Here is a 19,396-nt window from a genome sequence, read left to right on the forward strand (position 1 = left end):
TGATGCTATCCCAGCATTTCAGCTAGCCGAGATTCGCAAGCCATGTCTACTGCCTATACCATGCAGACCGCGCCAAAAGCGTTGTTTGATTACGACAAATATTGGGCGTCGTGTTTTGAACCCGCACCATTTTTGCCGATGTCACGAGAAGAAATGGATCTGCTTGGCTGGGATGCGTGTGACTTTATCCTCGTTTGCGGCGATGCTTATATTGATCATCCATCCTTTGTTTCAGGTGTGATTGGACGTGTATTAGAGGCGCAAGGCTTTCGTGTTGGTATTATTGCGCAACCTGACTGGACCAATGCAGAAAGTTTCCGTGTATTAGGAAAACCAACGATTGCTTGGGGCGTGACCGCAGGTAATATGGATTCAATGATCAACCGTTATACGGCAGATCGTAAAATCCGTTCGGATGATGCCTATTCTCCAAATAATGAAGCGAATAAGCGTCCAGATCGTGCTGCAACGGTATATTGCCAACGTTGTCGTGAAGCTTACCCAGATGTGCCTGTATTGCTGGGTGGGATTGAAGGTAGTCTACGTCGTATCGCACATTATGATTATTGGTCAGACAAAGTTCGCCGTTCAATCTTGATGGATTCTAAAGCTGATTTATTGATGTATGGTAATGGTGAGCGTGCCATTATTGATGTGATGCATCGTTTAGCCAAAGGTGAAAAAGTTCACGAGATCACAGATGTTCGCGGTACAGCATTTATTATCAATAAACATAATAAAAAATCGAAAGCAAAATTCGTTGAAATCGCCAGTAACGATGTCGATACCATCGGACGTGTTGATCAAATCATCAATCCTTATGTGATGACTGAAGATATTGATGGCTGTGAAGTTGAAAAAGAAAAAGGCAACTCACTGGCGCAGTATCAAAACTTCCAAAAAGAATTTGTGGCAAACCCAATTGTACGTGAAGGCGACAATCTAGATCCAGATACGCAGATCGTACAGCTGAAACCTGCACCATCAAAAGCAATTAAACATAAATTACCGCCACGTGAATTGGCGGTAATTCGGTTACCTTCTTATGAAGAAGTGGCTGAGGATCAGGTACTCTATGCACATGCCAACCGTATTTTGCATCTAGAAACCAACCCAGGTAATGCTCGTGCATTGGTACAACGTCATGGTGAGCGTGATGTTTGGATTAATCCACCACCGATTCCGTTAACCACGGAAGAAATGGATTATGTATTTGATTTACCTTATGCACGTTTACCGCATCCGTCTTATGAGAATGCGCGTTTCCCTGCTTTTGATATGATCAAATTCTCGGTCAATATCATGCGTGGTTGTTTTGGTGGTTGTACTTTCTGTTCGATTACAGAACATGAAGGTCGTATTATTCAAAACCGTTCTGAAGAATCAATTCTTCGTGAAATTGAAAAGATCCGTGATACTGCACCTCAATTTACAGGCATTATCTCAGACTTAGGTGGTCCAACAGCAAACATGTATCGTTTGCATTGTAACGATCCTGAGATTGAAAAGAATTGCCGTAAACCATCTTGTGTCTATCCGGGCGTTTGTCAAAACTTACACACCGATCATGCACCATTGGTTCAGCTTTATCGTAAAGCACGTGAAATCAAAGGTGTGAAGAAGATTTTGATTGGTTCAGGTCTCCGTTATGATCTTGCAGTATTAAATCCTGAATATGTCAAAGAATTAGTCCAGCACCATGTCGGTGGCTACCTGAAAATTGCGCCTGAACATACCGAAAATGGTCCATTATCGAAGATGATGAAACCGGGAATTGGTACCTATGATCGTTTCAAACAAATGTTTGAGCGTTTTAGTAAGGAAGCAGGTAAAGAACAATATTTGATTCCATACTTCATTGCGGCGCATCCTGGAACGACCGATTACGACATGATGAACTTGGCAATTTGGTTGAAAAAGAATGGTTTCCGTGCCGATCAGGTACAGACTTTCTATCCTTCACCAATGGCGACAGCGACCACGATGTATTACACAGGCAAAAACCCATTGTCTAAAGTGGCGCGTTATACTGAAAATGTTGATATTGTAAAAGGTGAAAAACGCCGTCGTTTACACAAAGCATTCTTACGTTACCATGATCCAAACAACTGGCCATTATTACGTGAAGCGTTAAAGGAAATGGGACGTGTTGATCTGATCGGTAATTCAAAACAGCATTTGATTCCAACCTATCAACCACAAGGTACTGCTGAGGGTGAGTATAAGTCTGCGCGTAAAAAGAATTCGACCGTTGCTGGAGATTCGGTAAAACGTGGACAACCACAAACTCGTTCACAATCGGGTCAGAAGCATACACAAAAGGGACAAGTTTTAACTCAGCACACGGGTTTACCACCGCGTGAGACTGGTGAAAAAAGACCATTTTCTGGAAAGCCAAAGTCCAAAGCGAAAACCAATCGTTAATTTCAAACAAAAAAGAAGGCATTAAAAAATGCCTTCTTTTTTATGTAAATTTGAGGTCGATCACAATTTACTCATAAAACTATAAGTTATAGAAACATATACTGACAATAACGACTTGAATCTTGAGCCTGTAATGATTATAAATAAAGGGCAGAGGGCTTTTATGACTTTGGTCTACTTGTCAAATACCATTAAAAAATTTAAGTTTGAACTGCTAAAATTACTTTGCTATCGCTCGTTGTTGATTAGAAGTGTTGATTAAAAAAATGGCTTGAAGCCAAACGATTATAAAAAATCTAAAGGGATTCGTTAGAAATGTATTATTTTATAACAATAGTAGGACTACTGCTGATTGCAGCGCTTGCATTACGGCGTTTACATCAAAACCAACGTCAAGACAGTCCATTAAAACGTCGTGGTATTCTCAATATCTCTGAGCAAATCACCTTGATGCGTTTACAGGCTGTGCTACCACGTCATACAATTTTGGCGCATGTTTCTTTTGATGCGCTATTGACCACTAAATTTGTTCATACACGCAAAAAGTACCAAGGTTTGGTTGCTGATTTTGTTGTACTCGACCAGCAACATCAAGTGCTCGCGATTATTGAAATTGCAGATGAATCGTATGTGAATCGTCTGCATCAAAAACATTATCAAGATAGCTTATTGGAGTTAGCGGGTTATCGCGTGTTGAGATATAGCAGCATTCCAACTGAACACGAGTTAAGAGTGGATTTGGTTCCTGATTTATTTGAACCAAATATCGCTACTGCTACTTCTCACACGACCATGCCGCAGACAGATCGTATGATGAAATACAATAATATTCTTGCGGTGAAGTCTACTTAATCTGGGCGAACTGCGGTAACGGTCATTTCGACTAAAACATCAGGTGTATAAAGTTTAGATTCTACACAGGTACGTGCTGGGGGATGACCTTCAGCAATCCATGCATCCCAAACCGCATTCATCGCTGCATAATCTTTCTCGATGTCTTTAAGAAAAATAAGTACAGATAATATATGAGTTTTATCTGTACCTGCTTCTGCAAGTAAACGATCGATATTATCTAATGTTTGCTGTGTTTGAGCGGTCACATCTACACTGGTATCATCTGCTAATTGACCTGCTAAATGAACCAAATTTCCACAAATTGCGACTTCGCAGTAACGAGAAGTGACATGCAAACGCTGCACAGACATAAGATTTACCTGATTTAAAAAACGATAGAAAAGATTGTACTTGATACAATTCTTACGCAGTGTAAATTAGTTTAAATTAGGCTGAAAAAGTTTCTATTTCCATTAATTTACGTTGTTTGAAAATCAAAATAGAGTGGAATTGTGGGCAAATAATAATATTGCCAAGATTCAAAAATTGAATTTTGGCTTGTCGAAGTTGATTTAAGCAAACCGCAATTGAACTCTGGTTCGGACACAGTTGTTTGAGTTGGCTTAAAGCTGAAGTGGTCGTGTGATGCATGGTGTTATTCCTTATCATCATCGTAAAAAATTGGGCAAAGATATGACTTTGCCCGATTCGTTTATATGTTTTGTTGTTCGGATTGATACCAATTGACATGGCGTGTGATGTACATGACGGATGCAATTAAGATGAAAGATAAAATGGAGCCAAATAAGAAAGTTTTTCCGCTAGATTGTAGTAATAGATACATCATGCCGTATAAAGCACTGAGCAAAACACCGAAGAGTATGGCTGCTTTAAAACCTTGAACAACGAAGTATAAATACCACGTAATTAAACCAATACATGCGACTGCCGCAATTAGATAAGCGAGGGAAAAAGCGTAATATTCGCTGATAGATAGCAGTAAAACAAAGAACACACCTTGTGCCATGGCAACCAAAGCATACTGAACAGGATGAATTTTAAGATTCTTCAAAACTTCGAATAAAAAGAAGCAACCAAAGGTAATAATGATCACCATAATGCCATATTTGATGGCACGATCAGTTTGGGTATAAATATTGACGGGTTCTAAAAACTGAGTCGAAATGCCCGAAATATTGTTTGAAGATGTATTTGAAGCAGCATAAGCAGCTTCAACATCACTGATCAGATTGCTTTGAGTATTTAAAGCTTGGTAAAAACACTGACTGTTTTCACAAGTTGAGAGACGATCTAAATTACGTTTACCTAAAGCAATATTTTTCCAATCTGCTTCAAAAAGTTGTCTTTTGCTGAGTTTCTTAAACGGTAAACTTTGACCATCGTATTTCACATCACCCCAATTGCCTTTAGCTTGATATGTCATTTCGTAACTGGTTGGGATAAAGGCAAATTCGCTTAAACCTTCTAGACCAAATTGCAGATTAAAGCTAAAACCTTGTTGGAATTTTTGGATCAGTTCAGGATATTGCTTGCTGGTGATATGCAGTAGATCAAAGCCATGTTGCCCTTGGCTTTGCTCAGAAAAGTCAAATTTATAATTTTTTCCATCAATATTAAAGGTTGGCTTGGCGTTTAGACCGCGAGCATCTTGGATAGGAAAAATGATTTCAGCTTGATCCCAAAGATAGTTGTGTTGTGGTTCAATCGTAGCGCCTTTAAATACGCCTTTTCCTTGCATGTGATTTTGATAACTAATCGCTTTATACATACTACGTTTGTAGGTATTGTCTGAAACTTTAAATTGAGCTGTCCAGTCTGTTGTTTCTGCACCTAAGCTAATAAATGCCGTTTGCGTACAATCGTAAGTTTTCTTTTTTTCATCGGTACATGTAGTTTGAATTTGATAGGGAAGTTTTAAATAGGGTGCAATCACTTGTTGTGGGCGAATTTGTTCTTTTGCGATGTCCTGAATCACTTGTTGTTGATAGCTTTGGCGTTCATCTACTAAGTTAGAGATGAAAAAAAGACCAATATAAAAAATCAAAATCAGGAACAAAATCGCTCCTATTTTCAGATTAATAAAGTTTCTGCGCATGGTGGATTCCATTGTCATTGTGCTATGACAAGTATCTCGAATCGATATGCGTTCTAAATGAGTTGTTATTGAAGCTTATGTGAAGTTTCGATGAAGTATAATTTTTACCAGTATCCCTGATTTGTGTTTCTCTAAGAAATTCAAATCATTTTCAGGGATATTTTGAATGCTGATGTGACCTTGATGCTGTTGGATAATCTGCTGCACGATACTCAGACCAATACCTGTGCTTCGTTGCTGATTATGCGGACGTGGTAATGAAAAATAGGTTTCAAAGACACGATTTAAAGCGTATTCAGGAATAGCTTCCCCCTCATTGAATAATAGAATTTCAATGTCATTAGTAACGGTAATTTCCCTGAGTTGAATGGCGAGAACACTTTGTTCAGGGCAAAAGTCTCTTGCGTTATCTAAGACATTATTGATGGCTTGTTTCAGCCAAAAGGGATCAGCATAGATTGAGCAATCTTCAGGAAGATTCAGCTCTATTTGAATCTGTTTAATTTGAAGAGCACTCTGTTGTTGTATCACACAATCCCGAATCAATTTTGATAAATCAATATTTTGAAACTCTAAAGCATGCTGATTCTTCTCTAGGCGTGTTAGCAATAGCATGCGTTCGATTAAGGATTGCAAGCGATGACTTTGCGCAACAATATGTGCTGCAAATTTTTGTTGATCTTCTAATGGTAGATCATCTTGTAATAGTTCCGCACTGGCTTGAATTGCCGTGAGTGGACTTTTTAACTCGTGGGTTAGCGTATTGACATAGTTCTCGACATAAGCGCGATCTTCGAGTTTTTCTCGCATTTCACTTAATGCTTGAGTCACTTGGTTAAGCTCTTTGGCAGAATAAAAGAATGGAGCCTGATTGACGGGTGCTAGCGCCTGAGCATAACGACGCACTTTATCAATACTGTGTCTTAACCAATATGCCACCATGCTTGCGAGTAATAAACTCAGTGCAGCGATCCATAGTGCTTGATGAATGAGTTGACGTTCTGCGCGAGCAATATAAGGCTGTACGGATTGATTCGGTTTACCAATACTGACTACACCAAGTAATTGTTGTTTGTAGATAATAGGTGCAGCAATATGCATCACGCTGCTGTTTCGATCATAAGGATTGGTTGCAGTAGATCGTGCGCCGTATTTACCTTGCAGCGTCAAATAAACATCATTCCATTTTGAATAATCTTGTCCAACCGCTTGTCCTTCTGAGTCGTAGATGACAATACCGTGCTGATCTGTAATATACAGTTGTTGGTTAATTTCATCTTTTTGATGCTGCCAAATTGTGGCGTTGATTTGGCGAGATAATGCTGCTTGAATTTTTTGATCAAATTCAGGTGTACTAACTTCTTGTTGCGCCACATCTTCTGCAATCAGTTGGGCAATAATATTGGCATTCTCGGCGAGAGTATCTTCGACCACTTGGCGGACATTTGGTTTAACCTGTTGATTCAACGTATAAGCAATTAAACTCAGGCTTAGCACGACCACCAAGCTAAAGAAAAACCAAATGCGGATAAAGATGGACATAGTTTTACTTCAAGAATTTAAGTCATTAGATCAAAAGGTAATTGAATCTTTTTAGCTTCAATCTCAAGTATATCTCCAGATTGTATTTCTATTTTAAGATATGTATTACCATTCAATAAAGTAGAATAATTTAATATCTGGTTGATAGAAATACTTTCTCCCCATTCATTTTTTCTTGAAAGGTTGAAAGCTGTAAATTTTTCTACTAGATAAATTTTATCTTCTGACTGAGTATTTTTAAGATGAATTTTAAGATTGGATTGAATCCAATCTATATGAATAGAGATGAGTGACCAATCATGCATAATATTATTTTCTTTATCTGTGATGATTCATAATTATAACTTCTATTAAGTACACTTTAATTTAAAAAATTAAATCAATCTCTATATTTATAAATTGCTATGAATAGTAAACAATCGTGCGTTCTATCCTTCTTAAATTCTATTGCGATTGGGTTGATCCATTTTTTTGTAAAATATATTGGTAGAGTATTTGGAAATCCTTCAACAATAATAATTGATTTTGAGGCAGAGCTTTGTTTTATCTTAAAATAGTTCTGATTTATAACCTTATCTTTCCCATAGTTTTCTATTGCAATATATCTAATAATATTAGCTAAATCATCTTTTGATTCATACAAATAGCAGTCTTTGTTTAACTCTTTTATATAATTTTTAGATATATCTTCTATTAGAATGATTTTATATGAATATATATAAGTAAGATAAATGAATGAGGTAAATATCAATATATATGCTGAAGTTTTTAAATTAAAGTTCATGCTATGATTAATTTATTGTGCTGGAATTCTAACCAAACTATACCCAAACCCTCGATGCGTCCGAATTGGATCATCATCAGGGGTAATTTGTTTAAGCTTTTGTCTTAAACTTTTGATATGTGTATCGACTGTACGTTCTAAGCTATGTTCAGGATGTTCCCAAATATGATCCATCAATTGCTGACGGCTAAAGACTTGTTCAGGATGTTGAATCAACAAAAACAACAAGCGATACTCATAACGTGTTAGTTGTAGTATTTCCCCATGATATTGAATCTGTAATGACTGTGGATTGCACGTCCATGTCGCAGATTGCAGGATAATTTCTGCTTGGGTGATTGATGGTTGTGATGAGATATTTTGCGCCTGTATTTCCATTCTGCGCCAAATAGCTTTGATTCTTGCCACAATTTCTCGTGCGCTAAAAGGTTTTGTACAATAATCATCTGCGCCGATTTCTAAACCAACAACGCGATCAATTTCGTCATCACGTGCGGTGAGGAACAATAAAGGTGTTTGATATTTTTGGCGTAGCTGTTTGCAGACTTCAAAACCATTCAGATCAGGTAAGCCGACATCTAAAATAATAAAATCAAAAGCTTGTTCCGAAAGAAATTGTAATGCCTGAGCACCTGTATTTGCCCAGCTTACACTCCAGCCTTCGCGCTCAAGCGCATAACGTAGCGGAAGAATAATCGCAGCTTCATCTTCAACACAGAGAATTTGTTTTTGATTCATCATGATTAACTAATCAATATTTTCTAATTTTATTGAAGTAGTTTAGCGGAAGATACGGTACAGAAAAGTAGGAATACTCATTTTTATAATTATTTAATAAAACAAAGGACACTTGAAGTGCCCTGTAATATTCGGATTTGATCGTCACGCCAACCACAGGAGCAAATGCTAAAAGCGAGGATTTCTTTAGCAAGAGCAAGCAACATGGATAATGTCACTGCGTTGCTTAGAGTACTGAAAACTGCATAAAAAGCAAACATAAATTTGAACAAGGATTGTGCTTTTGCCTAAAAAAGCAACGTTACCACAAGGAAAGCTGTGATTCTTCTTGTTTACTCTGTAATTGATAGACACCAACACCCACCAAGCGAAATTGAAAACTCGAATCAATATGCATCTCTGCGAGCAACTGCAAAACCACTTGCTCTAAATCTTGCTGAGAGCCAAGAGGGAGTTTAAAACTTTTACTATGCTTTAGCGTTTGAAAATTTTTGAGTTTGAGTTTGATGTTAACCCCACGAGCAGTCAGTTGCTTTCGTTCTAAGCTGCGCCAAACCTGTTCGGCTAAAGGTTGCCAAGCATGATTACATTGGATCAATGTGTAGTCATCATCAAAGGTAATTTCCTTCGATATTTGTTGTCGCTCACGCTCTGCTTTTACTGGACGATGATCAATGCCTTGCGCATACAAATACAGTTGTTTGCCGTATTTGCCGAAATGGTGGATGAGTATATTTTCTTCGATTTTTTGCAGATCGCCCAAAGTATGTAGATTTAATTGAATTAACTTTTCATGCGTGACTTTGCCCACACCAGGAATTTTATTCAGTGCTAAGTCTTGAATAAAATGTTGAATTTGATGGGGTTTAATCACGAATAACCCATCGGGCTTGTTCCAGTCAGATGCGATCTTAGCCAAAAACTTATTCGGTGCAACACCTGCGGAGGCAGTCAGTCCTGTGACGGCAAAAATATCTGCGCGAATTTGTGCCGCCACCTCAGTTGCACTCGGAATATTTTTCAGATTTTCAGTTACATCCAGATAGGCTTCATCCAAAGACAATGGTTCGATGAGGGGAGTATATTGCTGAAATATTTGATGAATTTGTGCAGAAACCTCGCGATATTTTTCAAAATGAGGTTCAATCACCACCACTTGAGGACAAAGCTTTTTTGCTTGTCCCATCGACATCGCAGAACGTAAGCCAAAAACGCGGGCTGGGTAGGAGGCTGCTGCAATGACTGCACGTGGATGATGTGAGGAAATGACCACAGGTAAATCTTTAAGTTCAGGTCGCTCACGAAGTTCAACTGAAGCATAAAAAGCATCCATATCGATATGAATGATTTTGCGTTGCTCAATCGGCATTGCTGATGCCTTGTTCTTTCAGAAAGATGCGCCATTGTTTCGGTGAATCTGCATACACATTTAAATCCACAGGTTTTGAAATACCTGCTATTTTTCCAGTTTGGGTGTGTTGCCAAAACAGCCATTTACGTCCATCTTTTAGCTCAGGTTTAGCCTCGTAATCTCGTACCCAAAGTGGCGTGTCGGTAAAATTACCCATCAAAACGATGTGATAAAAACTCTTAGAAATATAGAAAATAGGTTGCTTGCCATAATGTTGCTGTAGTTGATCATGCATGACCTGAATTTCTTTGAGTAACTGCTCTTTGGTATAGGTATTAATACAATTACTGTCGTATTCCAAGTCAATCACGGGTGGCAACGCATCTGCTTTTTTTGGCACGGTTGCAATAAAATTCTCAGCTTGGACTTTACCGTCACGACACAGACGATAGAAATGATATGCACCGACATGCAACCCCTGTTCGCGAGCTTTTAGCCAGTTATCCTGAAACTTACGATCTTTAAAATCTCCACCTTCTGTGGCTTTGAGATAGACAAATTGATATTGCATCGGAGAGATTTTTTTCCAGTTAATCTCACCTTGATGATGTGAAACATCAAAACCACGAATGGAATAATCATGTGCAGAAGCTTTTTGTTGGTAGAACAAACCGAAATAACTGACGAGACCTAGCATGAGCGCTAAGCCGATACTGGTAAAGGTTGGATAATGTTGAGAAAGTAAGTATTTCGTCGATTTTTTTGCCATGTTGTCAGAGATTACGCGATATCTAAATGAGAGTCGGATTTACAATACTGATCATGGATAGATTGTACTCGTTTTGCTTTGGGATGAACCATCTGACTACCAAATTGTTCCACAAATCTACAGGATGCATAATCTTCAGCCTGTCGCTGATATTCACGAACCCAATTTTCTCTGAGAGCTATGCGCTCGTTTGGTACGGGCCATATATCTTGTCTTAAACGCTCTACACCTATTCGCCAAGGTTTAGGGCTGATTCGGGCACGAAAGCAATTTTGATTTTGGCACATCAGGTCATAATAAGGATCAGCATAAATCGCTTTAAAAAATAATTGAACTTGCTCACCTCGAGGTTCAAAGATTTGATGCATAACCAAAATCCGATAACCATTCGGAGTGCGATAAACACGTAAATGCCATGTTGGATAATGGGTTGAGAATGTTCTAATTTTCTCTAAAGCGAGTTGTTCAGGTGTGCCTTTACGTTTCTGTTGGAATTTAAATATCCATTTTGCAATCGTGCTTGTGAGCAAAAGCGAAAGGACAAATCCAATGCCAAAGATAAACCAAGAAGAAAAATAGAATGCGCCAAAACCGCTGCAAGCCAACAATACAAAGAAAGCGATTAGATACAAGTTGGAATGAGGTTGCGTCACAAAATCAATATCAGCAAATAATACATCAGGTGTGTTTAGACATAAGGCACCATAGCTATTACGTGTAATAATCATATCATCGTATCGGCTAATGATTTCCTCTCGAATGGGTAAACCCTCTGCGCCGTTATAAGCAACTTTATGGTCGATACGTCGAATTTTTTGATCAATTTTAAGTTGTTCGATCGCTTCAAGGACACGCTGCTCAGCATGCTGTTGAGCAGCTTCTAGACTTATATCAGACCAACCAAAGCGTTTAATCGTATATTGACGAGCTTCAAATTTAGTTTTGGTTTTGGCTTCAGCCCAATATTTTGGGATTACCATCTCGAAATCCTTATTCTTATTTAATAGCTTAGTCTTAAATTAATCGATCGTTTCTTTGGGTATTTGCCAAAAAACCGCAGCAGTAATGATATTAATACAGCCTAAAGTAATTAATGTGGCATGAAATGCAGTGGTGATGGATGCGGTTGAAAAATGCTGACCATATAGATTGATCAGTGTGCCTGCCAAAGCAACCCCGATACTCATTGAAAGCATCATAATCATTGATAAGAAACTATTACCACTACTCGCATCATGCTGTGGTAAATCTTTAAGGGTGAGGGTATTCATGCCAACAAATTGCAATGAGTTGAGCGTTCCAAATATAAATAAATGCAGTACTTTTAACCATAATGGCGTAGCCACGGTCATTAATGAGAAACTGGCAATACACAAACCGACTAAGATTGTGTTCGTCAGGAGAAAGCGTCGATAGCCGACGCGTTGAATCAGCGGACGAATCATTGGTTTAGAGAATAATGAACCAAGAACCATTGGGATCATCATTAAACCTGTAATGAACGGCTCGAATCCAAAAGCCACTTGCAGCATCAGCGGTAGAATAAAAGGAATTGCATTGCTGCCGAGTCGAGCAAAGAAATTCCCTAACACCCCAATCGAAAAAATCTTATAGCGAAATAAACGTCCATGAAATAAAGCATTTTGATGGGTATGCGCATGATATGCATATGCAATTGTCGCAATCGCCCCCGCAATCAATAAAACGATACTAACTAAACCTGAATATTGAGATGCTGCAATATTTTCAATCCCTAAAGAAAGCCCAACCATCGCAATCATGAGCAGAACAAAACCACTCAAGTCAAAGGTTTTGACGGTTGGTTCTTTTTGATTTGGCATGACTTTGAAAGTCATGATCATGCCTAAGATTCCCATCGGAATATTAATCAGAAAAATCCAATGCCATGTGGTGACTTCGACTAGCCAACCACCCAATGTCGGACCCATGAGTGGACCAATCAAACCAGCTAAGCTCATCAAGCTCATGGCAGAGAGGAACTGAGAGCGGGGAATGAGTTTGAGTAATGCCAAACGTCCAACAGGCATGAGCAGCGCACCACCAATCCCTTGAATGACGCGGAAAAATAATAGTTGTTCTAAATTTTGAGATAAGCCACAGCCCAATGAAGCTAAACTGAAAATGACCATCGAACTGAGATAAATATTACGGATACCAAAACGATCAGCAAGCCAACCACTTAATGGAATACAGGCTGCAACAGATAATACATAAGCGACAATAACGCCATGCATTTGCAGCGGATTTTCATTAAGTTGAACCGCCATCGCTGGAATCGCAGTATTGACGATAGTGGTATCTAAGGCTTGCATAAAAAAGCCAATCGAAACCAAAAGCACCAACAAGCGATATTCAGGTTGTACAGTTTGGTGGGTGGTGGTCGTCATGAGCCGTCATGAATGAGAAATCAGTTTAAGTTTAATGCAACTGTGCTTGAAATAAAGACAAAAATTGTCAAAGAGACGTCATTGAACTGACATCAAAGTGTCATCGAATTTGAATCTCAAAACACTAGATTAGCCATACAAAATAAATGTATGGAATTTGATCATGAAATTTAAGATTTCTGTTTTATTGACAGCATTACTGTCGGTGGGGCTTGTTGCTTGTAATGATGATAATAACACTCAAGCTAATCTAGTCGAAGTGGTTGAACCTACACCTGAAAACATTAAGTTAAGTTTATTGGGACGTTACGAAACAAATATTTTTGCACAAAGCGCAGCAGAGATTCCTGCTTATGATGCGGCTAGCAAACGTTTATTTGTCGTGAATGCACAAAAAGGCTTAGTAGATGTTTTAGATGCGAGTAAGCCTGAGAAACCTGTACATATCGCTGAGTTATCGGCACGGACATATTTAGCTAATTCTGAAGTAAATAGTGTCGCGGTAAAAAATGGCATTGTTGCACTTGCAGTTCAAGCACAAAATAAGACAGACACGGGTATTGTTGTTTTGTTTAATGCCAAGGATTTAAGCTTTATTAGTCAAGTGAATGTCGGTGCGTTACCTGATATGTTGAGCTTTAGTCCTGATGGTAAAACCATTTTGGTGGCAAATGAAGCTGAACCAAATGATGACTATTCGATTGATCCTGAAGGTTCAATCAGCATTATTGATATTAGTAATATTAAACAACTGAAAGTCCGCACGGCTGACTTTAAAGCATGGAACACTCAAAAAGCAGATTTAATTGCAAAAGGTGTACGTATTTTTGGACCGAATGCAACAGTCGCTCAAGATCTTGAGCCTGAATACATCACCATTTCGCATGACAGCAAAACGGCATGGGTTACACTGCAAGAAAATAATGCAATTGCAAGAATTGATATTGCTCAGCAGAAAGTCACTGATATTTATCCATTAGGTTATAAAGATCATGGCGTAATTGGGAATGAACTGGATGTCAGTGATCGAGATAGCAAAATAGACATCAAAAACTGGGCTGGTTTGGTCGGTATGTATCAACCTGATTCGATTGCTAATTATCAATCCAATGGTCAAACCTATTTAGTGACTGCTAATGAGGGTGATAGTCGTGAATGGTTAAAAGATGGAGATGCTTATTTTGCTGGAGATATAAGTAAAGGTTATGTTGAAAATATTCGTATGAAGCATTTATTTAATAACAAAGGCTTCAATACGGATGGGGATTATCCTGCTCATTTACAAAAGATTGCAAACGGTGTGAAAGGTGCGAAGCTTAATCCAGTTACATTTGCATATTGTGGGGCGACCACAACAGAAGCAGGTGATTGCCGTAAAGATGCAAATCTAGGTCGTTTAAATATCGCTTGGAATATGGGATATCAAACCAATGCAGATGGTTCAGCAAAACTCGATGCAAATGGACGTTTAACTTACGATAAATTGTACGCCTATGGCGCACGTTCATTTAGTATTTGGAATACGCAAGGTCAACTGGTTTGGGACTCTGGTAGCGAGTTCGAAAAGAAAATTGCTGAATTATTTCCAAACTATTTTAATAGTGACCACGAAGCTATTGCTCTAGATGATCGCAGTGATAATAAAGGACCTGAACCTGAAGGGATCACTGTTGGAACAATCGGCAAGAAAACCTTTGCATTTATTGGTTTAGAGCGTATGAGCGGTATCATGGTTTATGACATCACTACTGCAAATAAGCCAAAGTTTATTGAATATTTCACAACGCGTAATTTTGTTGAAACCGATCCGAAAAAACAGGGCGATTTAGGGCCTGAAGGTTTAACCTTTATCTCAGCAAAAGATTCACCTAATGCGAAGCCACTACTCGTGGTAGGTAATGAAGTCAGTGGTTCTACAGCAGTTTATCAAATAAACGTGCAATAAAAGAACAATAAAAAGCGGATCAACTTGATCCGCTTTTTTTGTAATCTAGATTTTTAAATTTCAATATGTACAGGAGCATTGAGGTTTTTGATGACATTAGAAATTTGTTCAGGATTTTCACAAATAATCACTTTGGCACGATGCTGTGGCGGTATAAAACCCTCCTCCACTGCATGATCCAATTGCGCAATCAATGCATCATAAAAATGATTGACGTTGTAAATGATCATCGGTTTTTGATGCTGATTAAGCTGTCCCCATGTCGCAATTTCCAAAATTTCTTCAAAAGTACCGAGACCACCAGGTAGCGCGATAAATGCGCTAGCACGTTCAGCCATTAATGCTTTACGCTCATGCATAGTTTGGACGACATGCAACTCCGTTAATTTATTGTGCGCAATTTCATAATCCAACATAAATTCAGGAATCACACCGACAACTTCACCGCTATGTTCCAATACGGTATCTGCAACTTGTCCCATTAAACCAATACTGGCACCGCCATAGACGATTCCGAAACCTTGATTGGCAATATGTTGTGCTAACTCAATGGCTTTCTCACGATAAATGGGTTTATTACCCGTACGAGAACCGCAATATAAAGCAATAAGAGATTGAGTTGTTTTCGGGAGAGAAGAGGTCTTGTTTTCAGTCATTCTTAATACACTATTCATTTCGTTTATTTTTCACCTTATCATTTTCATTGTGCTTGTCTAGGCTAAATGACTTTTATGACAGTTTAATGCACACTTTACATACAATGTGCTTTTACAAACTTTAGAAAAAATTTGAAAACATCATCCACATAAAATAGATGAATTTCGATGAAATCTTGCCTATACTGAAAATCCTTTTATTAATTTATGTCCCTCTATGAGTAGTGGTTGTTGTCGCTCCGCTTTGATCTTATTTTCTAAAAAAAATGTTTTGGCTGTTTGTGCCGATCTTTTAAATGTTCAATTTAATAACCATATTGCTGATTTTGCAGAGGAGTCATTTTAATGATGTTCGAATGGATGTCTGACCCTTCTGCATGGGTAGGTTTAGCAACGTTAGTGGTACTAGAAATTGTACTGGGTATTGATAACCTTGTTTTTATTGCAATTTTAGCTGAAAAACTCCCTCCAGAACAACGTGATACTGCTCGTAGAGTCGGCTTGATTCTCGCTTTATTAATGCGTTTGGGATTACTCGCTGCCATCGCATGGGTGGTAACACTGACTGAACCATTATTTTATGTGTTCGATCATGCTTTCTCTGGACGAGACCTGATTCTATTATTCGGTGGTGTGTTCTTATTATTTAAGGGAACCATGGAGCTTCATGAGCGAATCGAGGGTCATCAAACGCATAAAGAAGAAAATCCTGTACATGCGACTTTCTGGATGGTTATTGTTCAGATTGTCGTTTTGGATGCAGTCTTCTCTTTAGATAGTGTGATTACTGCGGTTGGTATGGTGAAGCACCAAAGCGTAATGATGCTCGCAATGATTATTGCTGTAGGTATTATGCTGTTGGCAGCAAAACCTCTCATGGACTTCGTCAATAAGCATCCAACAGTGGTCATTCTCTGTCTTGGCTTCTTGATGATGATTGGTTTCTCATTGGTGGTTGAAGGTTTTGGTTTCCATATTCCGAAAGGCTACTTATACGCTGCGATTGGTTTCTCTGTATTAGTCGAAATGGTCAACCAAACCATGCGTCGTAATCAAGAGAAATTAGTCACGACGACAGATCTGCGTTACCGCACCGCATCAGCAGTATTACGTATGCTTGGAAACAAAGGTAATGGCAATTCAGAAGGGCAAAATAAAGAAGCGGGAGATGTTCTCGCAACTCAAGCCTATGCCAAAGAAGTCTTTGATGAAGACAATGGTGTTTACCACAGTGTACTCGTACAAGGGGTTTTAGGATTATCTGAACGACCTGTAAAGTCGGTGATGACTCCACGTCCAGAATTGGAATGGCTTGATTTAGATGCTAATCCAGCTGAGTTAAAACAACGCTTAATGGCAATGACTCATTCGCGTTTGATTATTGCTCGTGGTGAGTTAGATAACATTGAAGGTATTGTATTAACTCATAAAGTACTCAATGAATACATTGAAACTGGGTCAATTGATTTCAGCAAACACCTACGTGAGCCAGTCATTGTGCATGAAAATGCGCAAGTCTTGATGGTGATGGAACAATTGCGTCAAGCACCATTACAGATGGCAATTGTACTGAATGAATATGGTTCAATTGAAGGTATTGCGACACCGATTGATGTTCTTGAAGCGATCGCGGGTGAGTTCCCAGATGAAGATGAGCTTGAAGCTGCGGCAGCGAGTCTAGAAGATGGCTCTATGCTGTTAGATGGCTCAACTGACATTCGTCATGTCTCATTACTTTTGGGTAAAGACTTGGTAGATGAAAGTGAAGAGTATTCAACTTTATCAGGTTATATCTTATTCCATTTAGGTCGTTTACCTGAAAATGGTGAAATGGTTGAAGCAGATGGTTACGACTTTGAAGTGGTGACAATGGATGGTCATAAAATTGAAAAAGTCCGTATCATTCACAAAGATCAGCCTGAAAAAAGTAATTAAGCTTCGCTAAATTATTTATCCCTGAGTAGAGCCTAAAGTGTAAGAGTAATCTGCAATTTAGCTTTTCTCAGGGATTTTCATTTGAGATTTTGAAATGTCATTACTACAAGATTGTCCATGTGGGCAAGGGCAATATGCTAACTGTTGCCAACCTTTGCATTTAAGACTAAAAATTGCCAATACGGCCGAACAACTGATGCGTTCTCGCTACAGTGCTTTTGCGTTGCAGCAAATAGATTATATTTTGCAAACCACAGCTTTGGGGCAGCAAACAGCTTTAGATCGAGATGCGATTGCAGATTGGAGTCAATCAAATGATTGGCTTAAATTAGAAGTGATACAACACCAACCAAAGGTGGATAAAACGCATGCTTTAGTGGAGTTTAAAGCCCATTACTGTGATAAAAATCAGGATGAAAAACAACAGCATATTCATCATGAAATTTCACATTTTGTCTTACATCAACAGCAGTGGTATTTCCTTGATCCGACTTTAGATATGCAAGTTACGATGAAACAGTCTTGTATTTGTGGTTCAGGGAAAAAATTTAAGCAATGTTGTGCACAATTCATCTAAGTTTGTCTTAAAATAGCGCACACTTTTATGCCTGATTGAAGGATGTAGGCAGATGTTGCTCACCGTTATTTATATTATTGCCATTACTGCGGAAGCAATGACCGGCGCTTTATCAGCAGGTCGCCGTAGTATGGATTGGTTCGGTGTGACACTGATTGCCTGTGTAACCGCATTGGGTGGTGGTTCTGTTCGAGATGTTTTATTAGGACATTATCCTTTAACTTGGGTGAAGCATCCTGAGTATTTGGTTCTGACGTGTTGTGCTGCATTTGTCACGATTATTATTGCCAAATGGATGCAGCATTTGCGCAATATCTTCTTGGTACTTGATGCCTTAGGTCTAATTGGTTTTACCATTATTGGTTGCCAAATTGCGTTATCGATGGGGCATGGTTTTGTTGTGTCGGCTGTTGCAGGGGTTTTGACAGGTGTATCAGGTGGTATTCTGCGTGATATCTTGTGTAACGATGTACCTCTAGTGTTCCGCCGTGAGCTTTATGCCAGTATCTCTTTTGTTGCAGTGATCTGTTATTGGGTTTGCTTAGAAGTCGGTTTACCGCATGATTTGACCGTTATTTTTACTTTGGTCTTTGGTTTTACCTTACGTTTGATTGCGATTTATTTTGGTTTAGAAATGCCAAAATTTATCTATAAAGAAGATGATGCCGAATCTGCTTCGTCTACGGATGAGCACTGATTAAGAATTACCTCAATTGAAGGTGATCATATGTTAAAGAGAATTAATATAAGTACCTATCACTATCATTCGGTCGCAATAGATGGTTACGTACCCTTTGATATTTATTTCAATGAAAAATCCCCAGATTTATATTGGAGAGGGGGTAATGGCTCTACGTCTTTGATTGAAATAGGGCTTTTAAAAACAGGTGAATTATCAACAATTACGTTAGTTAGCTTTAGCTGCCATAAGCTGATTCAAACAGGAAAGAATTTGTTTTCTAGTGATTTAGCACAAGTATATTTACCGATTTTTGATGTGTCATCTTGGTCGAATGATTCGAATGATTCGGATGATTTTTCTAGTAGGTTTAAGGATGCGTTTGATACAGAGTTCCAATTATCCATGGGTAAAAATTATATTGAACTCGTATTTTTACCTTTAGAAAATACAATTGAATATGTGCGCGATTGTAATTTCAGTTTTGGTTTTAACGTTAATAAAGAATTGACCTCCTTGTAAATTTTGAATATTGATGAAGTTAAAATGAAATTATTCAGAGAAAGTCTCTGATTTGATAGCTGAAAAGTTGCTTCAGTACCTTATTCAATACAAATTCTTTGAACAAGACACCATTT

18 protein-coding genes are annotated in these 19,396 nt (G+C 38.5%); 7 read left to right on the forward strand and 11 right to left on the reverse strand.

Going from position 1 to position 19,396, the window contains the following annotated elements:
- Window positions 1-42: 42 nt before the first annotated feature.
- Window positions 43-2,424, forward strand: a complete 2,382-nt coding sequence (locus F933_RS09935) for a YgiQ family radical SAM protein (RefSeq protein ID WP_005060833.1) — start codon at window positions 43-45, stop codon at window positions 2,422-2,424.
- 315 nt (window positions 2,425-2,739) lie between these two features.
- The gene (locus F933_RS09940) at window positions 2,740-3,276 is read left to right on the forward strand and encodes a DUF2726 domain-containing protein (RefSeq protein WP_005060835.1); all 537 of its coding nucleotides are present in this window, start codon (window positions 2,740-2,742) and stop codon (window positions 3,274-3,276) included.
- Here the strand turns inward: F933_RS09940 and F933_RS09945 are convergent.
- The 10 genes from F933_RS09945 to mdtD form a co-directional block, all read right to left on the reverse strand.
- Window positions 3,273-3,629 carry a RidA family protein gene (locus F933_RS09945; RefSeq protein ID WP_005060837.1) on the reverse strand — a complete coding sequence of 119 codons (357 nt, stop codon included), beginning with the start codon at window positions 3,627-3,629 and terminating at the stop codon, window positions 3,273-3,275. The two genes, F933_RS09940 and F933_RS09945, sit on opposite strands and share 4 nt — an antisense overlap.
- Window positions 3,630-3,705: 76 nt before the next feature.
- Window positions 3,706-3,909: a hypothetical protein gene (locus F933_RS09950; RefSeq protein WP_005060839.1), complete on the reverse strand. Its 204-nt coding sequence runs from the start codon at window positions 3,907-3,909 to the stop codon at window positions 3,706-3,708.
- 61 nt (window positions 3,910-3,970) lie between these two features.
- The gene (creD, locus tag F933_RS09955) at window positions 3,971-5,374 is read right to left on the reverse strand and encodes a cell envelope integrity protein CreD (RefSeq protein WP_005060841.1); all 1,404 of its coding nucleotides are present in this window, start codon (window positions 5,372-5,374) and stop codon (window positions 3,971-3,973) included.
- A 75-nt stretch (window positions 5,375-5,449) separates the two neighbouring features.
- Window positions 5,450-6,916, reverse strand: a complete 1,467-nt coding sequence (creC, locus tag F933_RS09960) for a two-component system sensor histidine kinase CreC (protein ID WP_005060843.1) — start codon at window positions 6,914-6,916, stop codon at window positions 5,450-5,452.
- A gap of 17 nt (window positions 6,917-6,933) precedes the next feature.
- A complete protein-coding gene (locus tag F933_RS09965) occupies window positions 6,934-7,221 on the reverse strand; it encodes a hypothetical protein (protein WP_005060844.1) in 288 nt (95 codons plus the stop codon).
- Between the two features lie 491 nt (window positions 7,222-7,712).
- Window positions 7,713-8,441, reverse strand: coding sequence for a two-component system response regulator CreB (gene creB / locus F933_RS09975; RefSeq protein ID WP_005060849.1), 729 nt, complete (start codon window positions 8,439-8,441; stop codon window positions 7,713-7,715).
- Window positions 8,442-8,739: 298 nt separating this feature from the next.
- The gene (gene dinB / locus F933_RS09980) at window positions 8,740-9,807 is read right to left on the reverse strand and encodes a DNA polymerase IV (protein ID WP_005060851.1); all 1,068 of its coding nucleotides are present in this window, start codon (window positions 9,805-9,807) and stop codon (window positions 8,740-8,742) included.
- Complete coding sequence (locus F933_RS09985; RefSeq protein ID WP_005060853.1) at window positions 9,797-10,558, reverse strand: glycoside hydrolase family 25 protein; 762 nt, start codon at window positions 10,556-10,558, stop codon at window positions 9,797-9,799. Before F933_RS09985 ends, dinB begins: the two co-directional genes overlap by 11 nt.
- 11 nt (window positions 10,559-10,569) lie before the next feature.
- The gene (locus tag F933_RS09990; RefSeq protein ID WP_005060855.1) at window positions 10,570-11,538 is read right to left on the reverse strand and encodes a hypothetical protein; all 969 of its coding nucleotides are present in this window, start codon (window positions 11,536-11,538) and stop codon (window positions 10,570-10,572) included.
- A gap of 39 nt (window positions 11,539-11,577) precedes the next feature.
- The gene (gene mdtD / locus F933_RS09995) at window positions 11,578-12,966 is read right to left on the reverse strand and encodes a multidrug transporter subunit MdtD (RefSeq protein ID WP_005060856.1); all 1,389 of its coding nucleotides are present in this window, start codon (window positions 12,964-12,966) and stop codon (window positions 11,578-11,580) included.
- 163 nt (window positions 12,967-13,129) lie between these two features.
- On the opposite strand from mdtD, the gene F933_RS10000 reads away from it, so the two are divergent.
- The gene (locus F933_RS10000) at window positions 13,130-14,911 is read left to right on the forward strand and encodes a choice-of-anchor I family protein (RefSeq protein ID WP_005060857.1); all 1,782 of its coding nucleotides are present in this window, start codon (window positions 13,130-13,132) and stop codon (window positions 14,909-14,911) included.
- Between the two features lie 53 nt (window positions 14,912-14,964).
- Here the strand turns inward: F933_RS10000 and F933_RS10005 are convergent, their stop codons facing one another.
- A complete protein-coding gene (locus F933_RS10005; RefSeq protein WP_005060858.1) occupies window positions 14,965-15,585 on the reverse strand; it encodes an LOG family protein in 621 nt (206 codons plus the stop codon).
- A 327-nt stretch (window positions 15,586-15,912) separates the two neighbouring features.
- Between F933_RS10005 and F933_RS10010 the strand changes: the two genes are divergently transcribed.
- The 4 genes from F933_RS10010 to F933_RS10025 all read left to right on the forward strand — a co-directional run bounded on the left by F933_RS10010 (window position 15,913) and on the right by F933_RS10025 (window position 19,280).
- Window positions 15,913-17,502, forward strand: coding sequence for a TerC family protein (locus tag F933_RS10010; protein WP_005060861.1), 1,590 nt, complete (start codon window positions 15,913-15,915; stop codon window positions 17,500-17,502).
- A gap of 94 nt (window positions 17,503-17,596) precedes the next feature.
- Complete coding sequence (locus tag F933_RS10015) at window positions 17,597-18,079, forward strand: YchJ family protein (protein WP_005060864.1); 483 nt, start codon at window positions 17,597-17,599, stop codon at window positions 18,077-18,079.
- A 52-nt stretch (window positions 18,080-18,131) separates the two neighbouring features.
- Entirely contained in the window at window positions 18,132-18,776 is a 645-nt protein-coding gene (locus tag F933_RS10020) for a trimeric intracellular cation channel family protein (RefSeq protein WP_005050789.1), read from the forward strand.
- A 30-nt stretch (window positions 18,777-18,806) separates the two neighbouring features.
- Entirely contained in the window at window positions 18,807-19,280 is a 474-nt protein-coding gene (locus F933_RS10025; protein WP_005060868.1) for a hypothetical protein, read from the forward strand.
- Window positions 19,281-19,396: the final 116 nt, after the last annotated feature.

The sequence above is a fragment of the Acinetobacter beijerinckii CIP 110307 genome, assembly GCF_000369005.1.
GTDB classification, from domain to species: Bacteria; Pseudomonadota; Gammaproteobacteria; order Pseudomonadales; family Moraxellaceae; genus Acinetobacter; species Acinetobacter beijerinckii.

Bases quoted from the DNA above. Each gene is read 5' to 3' on its own strand.
- F933_RS09935 (WP_005060833.1), top strand. From the start codon at position 43: ATGTCTACTGCCTATACCATGCAGACCGCGCCAAAAGCGTTGTTTGAT.
- F933_RS09940 (WP_005060835.1), top strand. From the start codon at position 2,740: ATGTATTATTTTATAACAATAGTAGGACTACTGCTGATTGCAGCGCTT.
- F933_RS09945 (WP_005060837.1), bottom strand. From the start codon at position 3,629: ATGTCTGTGCAGCGTTTGCATGTCACTTCTCGTTACTGCGAAGTCGCA.
- F933_RS09950 (WP_005060839.1), bottom strand. From the start codon at position 3,909: ATGCATCACACGACCACTTCAGCTTTAAGCCAACTCAAACAACTGTGT.
- creD (WP_005060841.1), bottom strand. From the start codon at position 5,374: ATGCGCAGAAACTTTATTAATCTGAAAATAGGAGCGATTTTGTTCCTG.
- creC (WP_005060843.1), bottom strand. From the start codon at position 6,916: ATGTCCATCTTTATCCGCATTTGGTTTTTCTTTAGCTTGGTGGTCGTG.
- F933_RS09965 (WP_005060844.1), bottom strand. From the start codon at position 7,221: ATGCATGATTGGTCACTCATCTCTATTCATATAGATTGGATTCAATCC.
- creB (WP_005060849.1), bottom strand. From the start codon at position 8,441: ATGATGAATCAAAAACAAATTCTCTGTGTTGAAGATGAAGCTGCGATT.
- dinB (WP_005060851.1), bottom strand. From the start codon at position 9,807: ATGCCGATTGAGCAACGCAAAATCATTCATATCGATATGGATGCTTTT.
- F933_RS09985 (WP_005060853.1), bottom strand. From the start codon at position 10,558: ATGGCAAAAAAATCGACGAAATACTTACTTTCTCAACATTATCCAACC.
- F933_RS09990 (WP_005060855.1), bottom strand. From the start codon at position 11,538: ATGGTAATCCCAAAATATTGGGCTGAAGCCAAAACCAAAACTAAATTT.
- mdtD (WP_005060856.1), bottom strand. From the start codon at position 12,966: ATGACGACCACCACCCACCAAACTGTACAACCTGAATATCGCTTGTTG.
- F933_RS10000 (WP_005060857.1), top strand. From the start codon at position 13,130: ATGAAATTTAAGATTTCTGTTTTATTGACAGCATTACTGTCGGTGGGG.
- F933_RS10005 (WP_005060858.1), bottom strand. From the start codon at position 15,585: ATGAATAGTGTATTAAGAATGACTGAAAACAAGACCTCTTCTCTCCCG.
- F933_RS10010 (WP_005060861.1), top strand. From the start codon at position 15,913: ATGATGTTCGAATGGATGTCTGACCCTTCTGCATGGGTAGGTTTAGCA.
- F933_RS10015 (WP_005060864.1), top strand. From the start codon at position 17,597: ATGTCATTACTACAAGATTGTCCATGTGGGCAAGGGCAATATGCTAAC.
- F933_RS10020 (WP_005050789.1), top strand. From the start codon at position 18,132: ATGTTGCTCACCGTTATTTATATTATTGCCATTACTGCGGAAGCAATG.
- F933_RS10025 (WP_005060868.1), top strand. From the start codon at position 18,807: ATGTTAAAGAGAATTAATATAAGTACCTATCACTATCATTCGGTCGCA.